Raw genomic sequence first — 14426 nt, 5'->3', positions numbered from 1 at the left:
GTTGCTATCAAAAGAATTCCGAGATGGCGCCAGCTTGCCTTCATTGATCCATCCACAGGGCGCAATGTTACCTGGCTTTATTCATCGTCGCGCCAGCGGCGTCAACTTCGCCGAAATCGGCAAAGTCGATCTATTTTTCCAGCTTCTCGGCTGGTTTCGCTTCGCTGCGGAAGACGAGTCGCAAAAGCTGCATCCCCAGAAACGCCGCTAGCACGGCCAGCAGTCCTAGCGGCCAGTTGCGGCCGATCCAGCTATCGGCGCGATTGGGAATAAAGACGCCCCACACGACCATCACGACTGCGATCCCCATGGTCGCTAGCAACAACAGGCAACCGCCGGTCGCCATCATCGCTTTGAAGGTCGACTCTTCGGAGATTTCATTTTCGCGTAGCGCAATCAGCCGCTGACGCCGCAGACTTATCAGCACCGCTTCGCTCGCTTCCAGCGCATGAGCCGCTTCGTTCCAGGTAAACGTCGCAGGCTCACCGTCGATTGCTTTTTGCAACTCGGCCAGCGCGTACTCGGCGTCTGCATCGGTCAGCGCCGCTCGCAACTGCCAGCGCGGGCGATCATGTTCGGCCAGAAACGTCACCTCCAGCGATCGATCCCCGCGCAGCAGATCCCAGCGGATCGCCTGACCGGCGCGCGTCTTCATTTGCACCGTCAACCGTGAAAAATCGTCAGCCGTCGCCGCCGGACCGGTTGCCGAGATCGACGTGATCTCGCCAAACGTCGCGACCACCCACGCAATATCGCTGGCCAGCGACTTCAAGATCGCCGCGCGTGACGTATCGCGGGCCTGGCGCTCGATCACGATTTGGTCAATCGCTCCCAGCTCCTCAGGCAGTTCCGCCGTTTGACGGATCGCAAAACTTGCTTCGCTTTCTAGATTCGGACAGCAACTCACCAGCACGCACCCAGTGTCGCGTCGAATCATCTCCAACTCCAGCGCGAAGATCATTTCGCACGCCGGATGAACCAGCAACAGCGGCAGCCCTTCTTGCACATAGGCTCGCAGCGCCGATTCCTGCTCTGGCTCGCTTGACCGGGTCACGATCGCGGCGTCGACCACGCCGCCGAGATATTCTTCCCAACCAGCGTAAAACCGCAGCTGCGGAAAGCGGCTCGCCAGCTCTGCGGCGCAAGTTTGCACATCGACCGCGGCCACCACTTGATGACCCAGCCGCTGCGCCGCCTGCGCCAAACGCAGCGCATCTTCGTCGCATCCGAGCAAACCGAGACGCATCGCTTCCCCTTTCAACAGGGACTAGAGCTTTCGCAGATGGAAACCGCCATCGACGTTGATCCGCTCGCCGGTGCTAAAGGGGAACAAGTCGCGTGCAATCGCCAAGATCGCTTTGGCGACATCTTCAGGCTGCCCCCAGCGCCGAATCGGCGTCATCCCTTCAGCAATCAACTGATCGTACTTCTCTTTGACCGGCGCCGTCATATCGCTGGCGATCACGCCGGGACAAATCTCGAAAACCTGAATCCCATCGTCCGCCAACCGTTCGGCCAGCAACCAGGTCATCATTTGCAGGCCGGCTTTAGCCATGCAATAGTCGGCCCGGTTCGCCGATACCGCATAGGACGACAACGACGAGATATTGATGATCTTACCACTGGGGATCTGCTTCGCGCCAATTTGATCAATCATCGACAAGGCCGCCGACTGACTGAGAAAGAACGGCCCTTTCAAATTGGTGCCGAACACCAGGTCCCAATTTTCTTCGGTCGCTTCGAGCAGATCTTTCCGCCCTGGCGAAGTGATCCCGGCGTTGTTGACCAACAGATCAAGTCGACCAAACGCGGCGAGCGTCTGCTCTAACAGTGCGGTTCGCCCAGCCGGTTCGGCGACGCTGGCCCCGACGGCGATCGCGCGTCCGCCTGCCGCTTCGATCTCGGCGACCACCTCGTCGGCGGCGTCACGACGGCTGTTGTAGTTGATCGTGACCGCAAATCCGTCGGCCGCCAAAGCGGTCGCGATCGCTCGTCCAATTCCCCGCGAACTGCCGGTAACCACCGCGACAGGCAAGCTTTTCGACACGAATATCCCCTCCAAATAGGCGTAACTTCTGCGTGAATCAACCTAGAACCGGCCGACTGACCTGTCAACGCACAGGAAATGAAGCTCGGCGGCAACTACAATAGACCGAGCTATTTCTCCCATGTTTAACACCCTTGATGACTTATGCTTCGTTCTGCTTTGTTGGCTGTGTTGATTGTCGGACTTGCGCTGTGCGGATATTTGACCTACGCCAGTTTGACCGCGTCGCCGGTCGCCGGTTGTGGATTCCATTCCTCGTGCCATGACGTTCTGACCAGCGAATGGTCGAAATGGTTTACGCTGCCGGTCAGCGTCGTGGGGTTTGCACTCTACGCGTCGGCGCTCGGCATCTTGGTGATGACGCTCTGCCCGATTCCAGAAGAGACCCGTCAGCAAGGCGGACAATTCGTCGTCATCCTGATGACCTTGGCGGCGGCTTCGGCCGTGTGGTTTATCGGAATTCAAGCTGGCGTTTTGGGCAAATTTTGCCCGTATTGCATGGCCGCGCATGCCTGCTCGCTGATCGCGGTCGTCTTGGCCTGGATCGCGTTTCCTCCTCAAGTGCGTCAAGCGACAGCCGCCGGCGTCGCCAGCTTCCTCGGTTTGGTGCTGCTGGTCTTCGGCCAAGTTGCGATGCCCGAACCAGAAGGCCCGCGCAACGCCGTTATTCAATTAGAGCAACGCCTCAAGGTCGAACTTCGCTTAAAGTCGCCCGAGGAAGAAACGACCGAAAACTCGCGCCCCTACTTGTTCGCCGGCGACAGTGTCGAGATCGACACCTACGCCTGGCCGATCTTGGGAGATCCCGAAGCCGAGTTTGTCGTGATCGACGTGATGGACTACACCTGCGACTACTGCCGCGACGCGAGTCATTTTCTGGACGAGGCCCGCAAGCAATACGATGGCAAGTTAGCCGTGATCGTGATGCCGCTGCCGCTTTCCCACCACTGCAACGCTTACGTACCAGAGACCGAGCCCGAGCATGAAAGCGCCTGCCAACTCGCCTATCTGGCGATCAATCTGTGGCGCAACAAGCCGGAAGACTTCGACGAGTTCCATCACTGGTTGTTCGCAGGCGACGAGTTCCATACGCAAGAAGAAACGCTCGCCTATCTCGACCAGAAGTATGGCAGTGAATTTGTCGACAAGCTAATCCAAGACGACGCGCCTGCGCAGTTCATCGACGAGGCGCTCCGACTCGCCGATCCCGAGCGCCCCAAACCGCTGTTCGGACTCATGCCGGCGATCATCGGCAAAACGCAAGTCTCCGAAGGCGCGTTTTCGCAGCTCGAGGAAATCATGCAACCGTTTGCAGTCGACTTTGGCCCCCCGGCAACTAAAAAGTAAAAAGAGGACGGGGACAATACCGTTCGGCACAGTGCGTCGCCTGGCGTTGATTTTAGACGGTCACGATCTCTTTCGGCAATTTCGCGACGCTGGCGAGTCGTGCAAGCGAACGACTCGCTTTTCATCCGCGCAGCATCGACGCGGCCGCTTGCTTCCGGACCTTCTCCAGATGAGCCAACAGCTCTTCTTTGTTGGCAAGACCGGTGAAGTAGTAGCCGAAGGTCCGTTTGCTCGGCTTACCGCCGACCCGCAAGTGGATCAGCAGGTACGCGATCATCGCGCAAAAGACCTGGATCTTGATGCCGTTTTGGCTGTGGCTGATCAAGTGCGCACCGCCCATCAGTTGCTTGTAGAAACGGAAGAAGATCTCAGCCGTCCAGCGGTACGAGTACAAGATCGCAATGACTTCAGCCGGGGCGAACCGCATGTTCGTCGCGATCCGCAGCACGCCGTCGCTCGCTGGCGCGTCGGGCTACGAAGGGAAGTCAAGAAACAAAAAAAGGGCGAGAACCCTGTGGTTCTCACCCTTGCTTATATCCAGCCCCTGGAGCTTGCATAGGACAAGTTCCAGGGGCCTAAAAAAAGACTCGCCGTGAAGCGAATGCCGGCGCGGTCGACCCAGTTAACCACGTGCTCCGGCATCAAAATAGCTTCGACCCAGGAGGGGGGCTGTCGCACGTTCCCGCAAACTTGCGAGCAACGACGAGCCTTTCCAAATTCAATTTTTCTCGCCACACCACAGTTAGCGTTGCAGCGGGGCAATAAATAGCGAATCGACATTTGCGTGTCTGCGCCAATTTTTTGAGTCTCGCCGGTTTCTTTACCCGGATGCGAGACGGGTATTCGAGAGGGCTGAAGCGTCTATAATGGGCGACTTTCCCCCGCGTAATGATTCTCATCCTGCCTTAGAAAGGACGACACGATGTCGCTCGGTTTTGCCATTGTCGGTTGTGGAATGATCGCCGATTTCCACGCTCGCGCTATTGCGGACCTGCGCGGCGCCAAGTTGGTCGCCTGCTTTTCTCGTAATGGAGAACGGGCCGCTGAGTTCGCCGCCGATCATGACTGCGTCGCTTACAGCGATCTGGACGAAATGCTGGCCGACGAGAATGTCGATATCGTTTCGATCTGCACGCCGAGCGGCGCTCATATGGAGCCCGGCGTCGCCGCGGCTCGCGCGGGGAAGCATGTCATCATCGAAAAACCGCTCGAAATCACGCTGAAACGCTGCGACAAGCTGATTAGCGAGTGCGAGAAGGCGGGCGTCAAACTGTCGACGATCTTTCCGTCACGTTTCCACGGCCCTTCGGTCGAGTTGAAAAAAGCGATCGACGCTGGGCGCTTCGGCAAGCTGACGATGGGAGACGCCTACGTCAAATGGTTCCGCACGCAAGCCTATTACGATAGCGGCGCGTGGCGCGGCACGTGGGCGTTAGATGGGGGCGGCGCATTGATGAATCAAGCGATCCATAGCGTCGACCTGCTCTGTTGGCTGATGGGGGACGTCGCCGAGATTTCGGCTTATACGTCGCTGCTGGCCCATGAGCGAATCGAAGTCGAAGATGTCGCCGTCGCGACCCTGAAATTTGCGAGCGGCGCGCTCGGCGTGATCCAGGCATCGACCGCATCGTATCCCGGTTTTTTGAAGCGGATCGAGATCAGCGGTTCGCAAGGGTCGGCCATCATGGAAGAAGAAGACCTGAAAAAGTGGGAATTCGCCAAGATGACGAAGCGCGATCAGGCGATCCAAGAGAAGCTGGCCGGCAAAACCCACACCGGCGGAGGGGCCGCCGATCCGAAAGCGATCGGGCACCATGGTCACACCGCGCAGTTCAAAGACTTTGTTGACGCGATCAAAAAAGATCGCGAGCCGCTGATTAACGGCCCCGAAGGGCGCCGAGCCGTCGAAGTGATTCTGGCGATCTACAAAGCGGCCGAAACCGGCAAATCGATCCCATTGCCGCTGAAATCGGATCCCGTTTTGAAGGCGCGCACCGCTAAATAGCCGGAAAATCTCGCACGACGACCGAGCGGGATCGGCAAATTGCCCTTTTCCGCAACGCGATTTCACGGCAAAATGTCGCACGGTTTGATAGCACCAAGCAGGGAAGCGTCGGTGAACTTACGACTTGTAGCGGATTACTTGGTCTATGTAGCGGTTCGTTTGACGATTTGCATCGTCCAAGCGATCCCGATGGATCGTTGCGCCCAGGGCGCCCAGTTTCTGGCCTGGCTCATCAGCGACGTCTTAAAGGTTCGCGGTGAGCTGCTCGATTCCAATCTGCGGCATGCCTTTCCAGAGATGACCGCCGCTGAGCGTAAAAAGCTGGCTCGGCGAAACTGGCGGCATCTGTTGTTGATGGTGTGCGAAATCGCCCACGCGCCGCGCAAGATTCATGACACAAATTGGCGCGACTATGTCGATCTGCAAAACGTCTCGAATCAGATCGGCTACATGCTCAGCGAGCGGCCGGTGGTGATTTTGCTGGGGCATTTTGGCAATTTCGAGTTGATGGGCTACTGCGCCGGGCTGATGGGATTTCCGACCTATACCGTCGCGCGGCCGCTGGATAATAAATTTTTGCATGATTTCGTCCAGCGTTTCCGAGGCGCGACGGGGCAGTTTATTCTCCCCAAGCAGGGAAGCGCTCCGGCGATCGAAAAGCTGATGGACGCCGGCGGAACGCTTGGCTTGTTGTGCGATCAGAACGCGGGGCCAAAAGGTTGCTGGGTCGACTTTATGGGTCGGCCGGCGTCGTGCCATAAAGCGATTTCGTTGTTCTCGATGGCCAGCGGCGCTCCGCTTGTGGTCACTCACTTTCGCCGCACCGACCGCCCGATGCAATTTGAAATGGGGATCGATTCGACCGACGCGATCTATGACCCGCTTCAAGCGGAAACAAAGCTGGGCGTGAAAGAATTGGCCAGCTGGTACAATGAGCAGCTCGAAAAAATGATCCGCCGCAATCCCGAACAATACTGGTGGATCCATAACCGCTGGCGCGATGATCGCCCTCCGAAGAAGGCGAAAAAGACCGCCGCGGCGCCGGACGCCGCCGAGTCAGACGCGCCGCGCCGCGCCGCCTAGCCCGTTTCCGCCGAATTGCCTGTTCCGTCTTATGCCAAATTGGGTTCGTGTCGCAGCGATTAGCGAAGTCCCCGCCGACGGCGGCTTGGAGCGGGTCGTCGCTGGCCGCATCATTGGTCTGTTCTGCGTTGACGACCGCTATTTTGCGATCGACGGCATTTGCGCCCATCAAGGGGGACCAGTCGGCAAAGGGGGAATCTGCGGCGCGATCGTCACTTGCCCCTGGCATGGCTGGCAATACGACGTGACGTCGGGCAAACATGAGTTGAGCGAGATTCGACAGCAAACCTTTCCGGTCGAGCGACGCGGCGACGATCTTTTCGTTGACATGGAAGAGCGCAGTTAATCGAGCGACATCTTTTGTGCAGGCTCCCGATCGGGTAGCCTGAGTGAATACCCCGTTCGTCACTTGCAAATTGCCCTGGCCCTTGATCGAAGTTCGCCGCTTTCTCAACTCCGATCCACCGAAGTTGGTGGAAATTTGGAACAGCCAACCGCTAGGGGCGCAGCTCGCGCAGCCGATGACGGTCGGCTCGATGGAAACGTACGTTTTCGCCAAGCCTTATTTCCGCCCCGAAACTTGCCTGGTCGCCGTCGACCAAGGGCAGATTGTCGGTTTCGCGCATGTGGCGCTCGCACGCGATTTGAATCACCAGATCGAAAGCGCCGCCTACGCCTATCTCTCGCTCACTTTGGTCGCTGGACATGCCGATTATGCGGCCGTGACCAGCGCGCTGTTGGATCAAGCAGAGTCGATGGCGAAAGAAGCAGGCGCCGCACAACTGATTACCGGCGGAGCGCCGCCGCTAGGGCCCTTTTATTTTGGGTTGGCCGGCGGATCGCACAATCTGGGAGTGCCGTCGACGTTTGAGGTTCTGCGGCAGCAGCTGGATCAGCGCGACTATCAAGTCGTCGGCGAGTATTTGGCGATGCGATCGAACATCCATGGATTTCGGCCCGCGGTGAGTCGCGAGATGATGCAGATTCGCCGCAGCTTTTCGGTCGAAGCGAATTTCAGCCCGCCGCCGCTCGATTGGCTCAATTCGTGCATCTATATGCACTTTGAACGTTCGCAGTTTGACTTGATTCCCAAATTGAATTCGGCGGTCGCCGCTTCGGCCACCTTTATCGACTTGCCGCACTACAGCCAACTGTGGGGCGTCCACGCCGCCGCGCTGGTCACGGTCGAAGCATTAGAAGATGGCGATCAAGCCAAAGCGAACTATCTGCTAGGCGAAGCGCTGCGGCAACTTGCCGAAACCGGCGTCGGTCGGATCGAGACCCAAGTCGACAAAGAAGATCTCGCCGCGTACGCCATGCTGCGGACGCTGGGCTTTGACGAGGTCTATCAGTCGACGCGAATGGCGAAAAAGTTCTAGCGAGTCGAGATCGCCGTCAGATACTGCGTCGCGCCCAACTCGGCGTTTGAATTCACGTGGCGAATCTGCAGCGGGATCGGATCGATTAGTTCTTGGCGACGTTCGGCCGCCAGTTTGGCGGTGATCAAATCGCGCTGCGAGCCCGACATCAGGTAATGCGTCCAGAGCCAGGCCTCGGCGTAATCAAGCTGCGTCATCGCTTCCGGACGTTCGAGCGCCGCAAGGCGATCGAGATTCGGCCGCCAGCCGCCGTTTTGCAGCGCGCCGTTCAAGACCGGTAGATGCTCGACGTTCATCCGCCCCGGTTGCGGCGGAACCTCAAAATATTCGGCGAGTCCTTCATCAAGCCACAGCGGCAAGCGCCCGATGTTCGCGTGCAGGTAGGCGTGCGTCAGTTCGTGCCGCAGATCGGTGACCACATGCTCGGTCCAATGAGCGTAAATATGCGCTCCGCTGGCGTCGGTGACAAACACCGCGCGGCGACCGGCCAACTGAGGAAATCGCTGCGCGACGACGCTTTGATAGGCGGCGACATCGCGATACAAGTGAACCTGGATCGGCACGTCTTCCATCGGCGTTTGCAACGTGGAAGACAAATCGGTGCGAAGCGACTCGACGCTCGCTCGCATCACCGCTTCGGCAGGCAGCTCAAAGTCGGCCAGGATCACCAGGTTGTCAGAAGCGACTTCGGGCAAAATCAACGGCGCGGCGGATCGTCCCCAGAGGGCGCAGCCCGACATTCCGCCGATGGCGGTCAATATGCAGAGCCGTAAAATCCAACCGCACAACAAACTGGCGTCCTTTCCAAGCAGTGCGAAAACGAATCTCTCCGCTAGTTGGCGCCGACGCGCGTCGCAATCAGCGCGTCGAGCTCCAACTTAAGTTTGCCGAGAATCTGGTCGTAGGGAAATGCTCCCAGCTCTTCGCCAGATCGTTTCAGGTTGACGAAGTTCGGCCCGCACCAGAGTCCCAGATCGGCGTCGTCCGTTTCCCCTGGTCCGTTGACGCGACAGCCCATCACGGCGATCGTGATGTCATGTTCTTTGGCGTACTGCGTCATATCGCGAACTTGTTCGGCCAAGTCAACAAACGCTTCGTTCTCGACTCGCGAGCAACTGGGGCAGCTGATGATGTTGAGCGTGTTCAAGCCAAAGTCGACGACGCTGCGGACGCGGCCAGCGGCGATGTCGGCCAAGATCTGCCGTCCGGCGGCGATCTCTTCCGGCTTGCGGGGATTGGGGACGGTCAGCGAAACGCGGATCGTATCGCCCACGCCGCGGCCAATCAACTGCTCGAAAGCGATGCGAGTTTTGATGATCCCATCCGGCGGCATGCCGGCTTCGGTCACGCCGAGATGCAGCGGAATGTCAGCGCGACGCTCGGCGAAGCGCTGATTGACTTCGATCACCTTTTTCGGGTCCGAGTCTTTCAGCGAAACGCAATAGCGTGTGAAACCAAGCGAGTCGAGATGCTCGCAATGCTCCAGGGCGCTTTCCAGCATCGGCGCGATCGAATCGGTCGGGTCGTACAGCGCCAGCTTGTCAGGATCGACGCTGCCGCAATTGACGCCGATCCGGATCGCACAGTCGTTGTCTTGGGCGACGCCGACCAGATAATTGACCTTCTCGCGCCACGGCTTGGTCCGTTCGTGGTGATAGAGATGTCCTGGGTTGTAGCGCACTTTATCGACGTGCGGAGCGACCAATTCGGCCAGGCGATAATTCTCTTGCAGGTCGACCGAAAGATTCGCCGACGTCTGCCGGCGGATTTCGGCCAGGGCCTCGGCGTCTTTCTTGTTGTCGACGGCAATTCGCACCACGTCAGCGCCCGCTTCCTCGAGCGCACGGACTTGACCGACGGTCGCGTCGATGTCTTGCGTCTTGGTGGCGGTCATGCTTTGGACGGCGATCGGATTGCCGTCGCCGATCGCGATCGAACCAATCACGACCCGGCGAGTCGAGTTTCGCTGAATTTGCACCGAAAAGATCTCCTGCGGCGTTGTCTAAACTGCACGTATTCTCTTGTACCGCAACAGTTTTGGCAACATCACCATTTTTCGGGGCAGCGCAGCGGGAGGCAACAAAAAAAGACCGCTGGTCAGCTGTGCCAGCGGTCTTTCTAGTCGAAATCGACACGTCAAAGTGGCCGTTATAGGCAAAGCAGAAAAGCAACCAGGTCCGCTTTTTCTTCCTGCGTCAGTTTCGACCCTTGAACCAGATTGAAGAACTCGACCGTATCGTCGAGCGTCAGCAGCCGTCCATCGTGCAAATAGGGGGGCGAATCTTTGATTCCCCGCAATGTAAAGGTCTTGATCGGGCCGGCGGCGACGTTCTTTTGCCCGCTGATCATTTCTGGCTCGTAAAACCGCTCTAAGTGAAGATCGTGCATCTGGTTATCAAGATAGAACGGCGCCGGGTGGCAATCGCCGCATTTCGCTTTGCCAAAAAAGAGCTCTTGGCCCCGCATTTCGGACTCGGTCGCTTTGTCGGCGATCAACTTACCGTCGAGTCCCAGCTTGGGCGCCGGCGGAAAGTCAAACATGTTCTGCATCTGGGCCATCATCGAAACTTGATCCGATCGATCCGGCAGGTGCACTCCTTTTTTGGCCGCCGTCACATGGTCGCCGTCAAAATAGGCGGTCCGCTGTTCAAACTGCGTAAAGTCTTCGACCGAGCGGAGCGAGCGTTTTGATCCGTGGATCTGCTGGTTGTACAGGCCGCGCAAACTGACCGTATCGATCCGAAACCGATTCTCTTGCGGCCGCGTGTCAGGATTCAAGTGGAACGTCGCATTGGTGTGCCCGTTGACGTGACAGTCGAGACAGGTGACGCCTAGCTCGGCCTCTTTCGTTTTGCGATCATTGGTTTGATTGAACTGTTGCTGCGGAAAAGGAGTCAGCAGCAGCCGCATCCCTTCCATCTGCACCGGAGTCACTTTTCCGTCGAGCAGGCGGAAGTAGTTCTTGATCGTCAGGACCTCTCCATTTGAGACGTCTCCTAGATCGGGCCGTGACGTCAGAAACATCGGCGGGGGATACTCGGGCATCAGGTGATCAGGCAGGTCAAAGTCGGTGTCAAATCGCTGCAAATCGCGATGCTCCGCTTTGGCGATCGTCTCAATTTGGTTCTTGGGAAAGACCATTCCGCCGGTCGAATGCTTGGAATGGGGTAGGGGACGAAAGCCGGCCGGCAACGTGTTTGCCTGCTTCACTTCGTCTGGCGTCATCTGCGCCAGCTCTTGCCACATCAAGTTTTCAGGCAACTTGACGCGAACTCCCTGCTGCACCTTTTTTCGCTTTCCAGACATCATCACGTCGGATGGATTGTCGCTCAGATCGTAACGAGCGCTAAGCAGCTGCTGCTGCCGCTCGTTGAACATCTCCCGCTTTTCACTATCCCCGGCAAAGACGGCGTTAAAATCCTTGTCGATGATCGGCATGTAAGTTTTGGGGGGCTCAGCCTTCGTCGGCTGCGGTGAACGTGTCATCGCAGGCTGCCGAGTCGCCGGCGCTTGGGCGAACAGAAGGTGAGCGGCTCCGAGAAGCAGTAACATTGTCTCGACAATAAGCGGGAATCGCTTGAACATGATGAGTTTCCTAGCTTGAACATGAGATCGCTGGGTCAATCGATCGCAGCTTCGCGGAAACAATTTGCAATTGCCGTGCCCTTCACGCCATTCTTTTTATGCATGACTTGTATGCATGGACGTTATGCGCTCGAATCCGACAGAAACCATGAATTCCGCTCAAGAAATAGGCGTAGAAGTCAGACAGGCCGAGAAAGCCATCGTCCGTGCTGGCAAGAAAACGCTCAGGCTGGCTCCATCGGAACCAGCCGATCCATCTAAGCGGCAGGATCTTGCCATGTGCCAAATGCTAGGCGAGCAGGTTTCGGCGCCGCCAGTTCAGGGCCAAACCGATCTTGCGAGAAAAGCTGCCGTCCCAGTTCACCTCGAAGCCTTCGTCACGTAAACAACCCTCAACCTCACGTGCGATACCAAGCGCATTCGTTTCGTAGTCGTCTGCAGCATCCTTTGAGTCAGCAGGCGAAAGCCAGCCATAGCCAAGGTAAACCGACGTTTCGGTCGTTTCCGCCAGCGACTCCGGCATGTTCTGATCGATAAAAAACGAGTAGCCGCGAACTTGGTCTTTAAACCCCGGCTCACGAAGTTCAATCGCGTCGATCCGAAGCGAAATTTCGGAAACCGTACAAGTGTCGCAACAGGGAGAGACTTGCCACAACAGAATGCCGCGCTTGCGCAGCTCCAATTCGACGCGATCCAAGCGATCGCAGTCCGTCTCGGCAGGCCAAGTCGCTTCTTCGGATTGAAGTTCCGTTTTGATGCGTTCGACTTCCTCTTCCGCGAATTGCTCGAAGTCTGCTTCTTCCTCCGCCGGAGACTCCTCTTCAATGATCGATGCGCAACATGAGTCAAGAAGATCCTCGGGAGCCAGCCGCTTTAAACGAAGTTCGCCCAGAATGAAATTCCGGATCGTCGCGCGAAGTTCTGCGCGCGACGCATCATTCCAATCGTTATTCTGACTCATCGCAGTATCTCCGTCGATTGACGCCGCATTGGGACACAAAACGTCGGCCGCACTCACATCTCGAACATTCTACCCAAAGTGCTGACAAATTAATCGCCAGAAATTGCAGGCGCCCCCTACTTGGCTTCGCGAACCACTTTGGTCAAACCTTCCACAAAGAAGTACTCGCCCCACATGACCGACTCATCGACGCCCAGGTCTTTGGCGGTATGGTAGACGCCGTGCTTCAAGATCCCTTCCCAGCCGGGATCGTCGATCGCTAGGTACTCTGGCTCGACCATCGCGTCCAGCATCTTGAGCGCGGTCGCGCGATACGCTGCGGCCTTGGCCGGATCTTTGGTCTGCTTGGCCAGATCCAACAGTCCGCTCGCCGCGATCGCACCGGCCGAGCTTTCTTTTTGCGGGCCGAAGGGCAAGGGAGCATTCACGTCGGCGTCAAAGTCCCACAGCGGCACGCCGTCGGCCGGCAGATTGGCGAGCCAATAATCGGCGTTTCGCTCGGCGATCGCCAAAAACTCTTCCATCTGCGTCAACGCGTAGACCTTGCTGTAACCGTACAACGACCAGGCCAAACCGCGGGCCCATGCGCTGTCGCCTTGCAAGCCTTGATGGGTCGATTCGTGTAAAAACTCGCCGGTCTCCAGATCAAACATCCCTTCATGCGCGGTCGAACCATTGGCGCGGACGATCTTATCGCGCGTCGTCCGGCAATGCGCGACCGCTTTGCGCATCAGTTCTTTGTCGCCGGTTTCGTTGGCGGCGTAAAAGATAATCGGTACGTTCATCATGATATCGATGAATAGCGAATCGTCCGAAACAAAGCTGCGCAGGTACTGTCCCTTTTCTTTAAACCGCATCGCCAACGTTTGGCCGGCCTGAATCAGCACATCGTGAATCGCTTTGTCGCCGGTCAGTTGATACCAGGGAAGGTAAGTACTGAGAAAGATGAATCCCAGATCATGCACATCCCGATCATGCTGACGATGTTCGAGCAATTTGCTGTAATGCTCGGCCCGCTCGCGCCAGGTTGCGTCACCGGTTCGCAGCGTGAACTGCCACATCATGCCGGCGAAGAAACCGCCGCACCAATCGGTCCACAATTCTCCGCCGTGCTTCCACTTCCCCTCTTCGGTATAGATCGGCAGATAGTCGGGATAGGTCTCCACGACGTGCGCGACTTGCTTCTGGGCGAACTGAAGTGCCGATTCGTATTTTGCGATGCGCTCGTCCGTCATATTCAACCGCCTAGCGTATTTCTATCTGGTGAGACAAAATGGGGGAGTCTTGATCGGGGTGCAAACTAACTTCCCCTGGTCCGTTTGAAAAGTCCTTCGCCGCCGAAAAAGCGATTCCGTTGAAATACTCGCCTGTCATCCATATTGTTCTGCACGAACCCGAAATCCCACCCAACACCGGCAATATCGGCCGCACCTGCGTCGCGATCGGGGCCAAGCTGTGGCTGGTCAAGCCGCTCGGCTTTCTGGTCAATGATCGCGAGCTGAAGCGCGCCGGCATGGACTATTGGCAACACCTAGAATGGGAAGTGGTCGAAGACTGGGCTCACCTACAAGAGCGACTTAAAGACCGACGCTTCTTCTATTTAACCAAGACGGCCAAACGCTCGTACACGACCGTCGACTTCCAGTTGGAAGACGCGATCGTCCTGGGCGCCGAGTCCAAAGGCTTGCCCCCAGAACTGTTGGCCACGACGCCCGAAAACAACATCTCAGTCCCGATGCGAACCGAAGTCCGCAGTCTCAACCTCTCGGCCACCGCTGCAACCGTCGCCTACGAAGCAGTCCGCCAACTCACGCTCGCCGGCCAAGCAAAATTACCGATCGGCGAGTCCCCGATCGGCTAATTGGCGAACCCAAAACGCCAAACCGGTTCTATCTTCGTAGCCCGAAGCGCGCGTTTTGACGTTGCGCTATTTTTCGGAAACAAGAATGGAACACGGCCGAGCCACGGATGAAGGGCGGAAAACAGGGTTAGGATCAGCCGGAAATCGTCACACTAGCC

13 protein-coding genes and 1 pseudogene are annotated in these 14426 nt (G+C 57.5%); 6 read left to right on the top strand and 8 right to left on the bottom strand.

Annotated elements, in window-relative coordinates; all coding sequences use genetic code 11:
- Positions 1 to 130: 130 nt before the first annotated feature.
- Together DSM3645_RS14805 and DSM3645_RS14800 are read right to left on the bottom strand one after the other, a co-directional pair.
- Complete coding sequence (locus tag DSM3645_RS14805) at positions 131 to 1246, bottom strand: hypothetical protein (protein ID WP_040351867.1); 1116 nt, start codon at positions 1244 to 1246, stop codon at positions 131 to 133.
- Positions 1247 to 1267: 21 nt separating this feature from the next.
- Positions 1268 to 2047 carry a 3-ketoacyl-ACP reductase gene (locus DSM3645_RS14800; protein WP_002653026.1) on the bottom strand — a complete coding sequence of 260 codons (780 nt, stop codon included), beginning with the start codon at positions 2045 to 2047 and terminating at the stop codon, positions 1268 to 1270.
- 144 nt (positions 2048 to 2191) lie between these two features.
- Between DSM3645_RS14800 and DSM3645_RS14795 the strand changes: the two genes are divergently transcribed.
- A complete protein-coding gene (locus DSM3645_RS14795) occupies positions 2192 to 3394 on the top strand; it encodes a vitamin K epoxide reductase family protein (protein ID WP_002653025.1) in 1203 nt (400 codons plus the stop codon).
- Positions 3395 to 3515: 121 nt separating this feature from the next.
- On the opposite strand, the pseudogene DSM3645_RS14790 reads toward DSM3645_RS14795, so the two are convergent.
- Positions 3516 to 3860: pseudogene (locus DSM3645_RS14790) on the bottom strand (transposase); the annotation flags it as partial.
- Positions 3861 to 4316: 456 nt separating this feature from the next.
- Here DSM3645_RS14790 and DSM3645_RS14785 point away from each other — a divergent pair.
- The 4 genes from DSM3645_RS14785 (at position 4317) to DSM3645_RS14770 (ending at position 7861) form a co-directional block, all read left to right on the top strand.
- Positions 4317 to 5399, top strand: a complete 1083-nt coding sequence (locus tag DSM3645_RS14785; RefSeq protein ID WP_002653023.1) for a Gfo/Idh/MocA family protein — start codon at positions 4317 to 4319, stop codon at positions 5397 to 5399.
- 111 nt (positions 5400 to 5510) lie between these two features.
- Positions 5511 to 6482: a lysophospholipid acyltransferase family protein gene (locus DSM3645_RS14780; protein ID WP_002653022.1), complete on the top strand. Its 972-nt coding sequence runs from the start codon at positions 5511 to 5513 to the stop codon at positions 6480 to 6482.
- Positions 6483 to 6513: 31 nt separating this feature from the next.
- Positions 6514 to 6828 (top strand): Rieske (2Fe-2S) protein, encoded by a 315-nt coding sequence (locus DSM3645_RS14775; protein ID WP_002653021.1) that lies wholly within the window; start codon positions 6514 to 6516, stop codon positions 6826 to 6828.
- 43 nt (positions 6829 to 6871) lie between these two features.
- Positions 6872 to 7861, top strand: coding sequence for a hypothetical protein (locus tag DSM3645_RS14770; protein ID WP_002653020.1), 990 nt, complete (start codon positions 6872 to 6874; stop codon positions 7859 to 7861).
- Here the strand turns inward: DSM3645_RS14770 and DSM3645_RS14765 are convergent.
- The 5 genes from DSM3645_RS14765 to DSM3645_RS14745 all read right to left on the bottom strand — a co-directional run bounded on the left by DSM3645_RS14765 (position 7858) and on the right by DSM3645_RS14745 (position 13642).
- Complete coding sequence (locus DSM3645_RS14765; protein WP_002653019.1) at positions 7858 to 8649, bottom strand: hypothetical protein; 792 nt, start codon at positions 8647 to 8649, stop codon at positions 7858 to 7860. The two genes, DSM3645_RS14770 and DSM3645_RS14765, sit on opposite strands and share 4 nt — an antisense overlap.
- A 44-nt stretch (positions 8650 to 8693) precedes the next feature.
- On the bottom strand, positions 8694 to 9839 hold the full coding sequence (ispG, locus tag DSM3645_RS14760; protein ID WP_002653018.1) for a (E)-4-hydroxy-3-methylbut-2-enyl-diphosphate synthase: 1146 nt from the start codon (positions 9837 to 9839) through the stop codon (positions 8694 to 8696).
- 170 nt (positions 9840 to 10009) lie between these two features.
- Positions 10010 to 11446 carry a cytochrome B6 gene (locus DSM3645_RS14755; protein WP_202594944.1) on the bottom strand — a complete coding sequence of 479 codons (1437 nt, stop codon included), beginning with the start codon at positions 11444 to 11446 and terminating at the stop codon, positions 10010 to 10012.
- Positions 11447 to 11735: 289 nt separating this feature from the next.
- Positions 11736 to 12407 (bottom strand): DUF6891 domain-containing protein, encoded by a 672-nt coding sequence (locus tag DSM3645_RS14750; protein WP_002653016.1) that lies wholly within the window; start codon positions 12405 to 12407, stop codon positions 11736 to 11738.
- A gap of 116 nt (positions 12408 to 12523) precedes the next feature.
- Complete coding sequence (locus tag DSM3645_RS14745; protein ID WP_002653015.1) at positions 12524 to 13642, bottom strand: glycoside hydrolase family 88 protein; 1119 nt, start codon at positions 13640 to 13642, stop codon at positions 12524 to 12526.
- Positions 13643 to 13761: 119 nt separating this feature from the next.
- Here DSM3645_RS14745 and DSM3645_RS14740 point away from each other — a divergent pair, with 119 nt between their 5' ends.
- A complete protein-coding gene (locus DSM3645_RS14740) occupies positions 13762 to 14268 on the top strand; it encodes a tRNA (cytidine(34)-2'-O)-methyltransferase (protein ID WP_002653014.1) in 507 nt (168 codons plus the stop codon).
- Positions 14269 to 14426 lie beyond the last annotated feature (158 nt).

It is taken from the genome of Blastopirellula marina DSM 3645, from assembly GCF_000153105.1.
Lineage (GTDB): Bacteria > Planctomycetota > Planctomycetia > Pirellulales > Pirellulaceae > Blastopirellula > Blastopirellula marina.
Note: the sequence above shows the minus strand (reverse complement) of the source record. Positions and strands in the feature narration are given on the sequence as shown.

What these genes read in the sequence shown, in the direction of transcription:
- DSM3645_RS14805 (WP_040351867.1), bottom strand. Translation starts at nt 1,246, where the DNA reads ATGCGTCTCGGTTTGCTCGGATGCGACGAAGATGCGCTGCGTTTGGCG.
- DSM3645_RS14795 (WP_002653025.1), top strand. Translation starts at nt 2,192, where the DNA reads ATGCTTCGTTCTGCTTTGTTGGCTGTGTTGATTGTCGGACTTGCGCTG.
- DSM3645_RS14785 (WP_002653023.1), top strand. Translation starts at nt 4,317, where the DNA reads ATGTCGCTCGGTTTTGCCATTGTCGGTTGTGGAATGATCGCCGATTTC.
- DSM3645_RS14775 (WP_002653021.1), top strand. Translation starts at nt 6,514, where the DNA reads ATGCCAAATTGGGTTCGTGTCGCAGCGATTAGCGAAGTCCCCGCCGAC.
- DSM3645_RS14755 (WP_202594944.1), bottom strand. Translation starts at nt 11,446, where the DNA reads ATGTTCAAGCGATTCCCGCTTATTGTCGAGACAATGTTACTGCTTCTC.
- DSM3645_RS14750 (WP_002653016.1), bottom strand. Translation starts at nt 12,407, where the DNA reads ATGAGTCAGAATAACGATTGGAATGATGCGTCGCGCGCAGAACTTCGC.
- DSM3645_RS14745 (WP_002653015.1), bottom strand. Translation starts at nt 13,642, where the DNA reads ATGACGGACGAGCGCATCGCAAAATACGAATCGGCACTTCAGTTCGCC.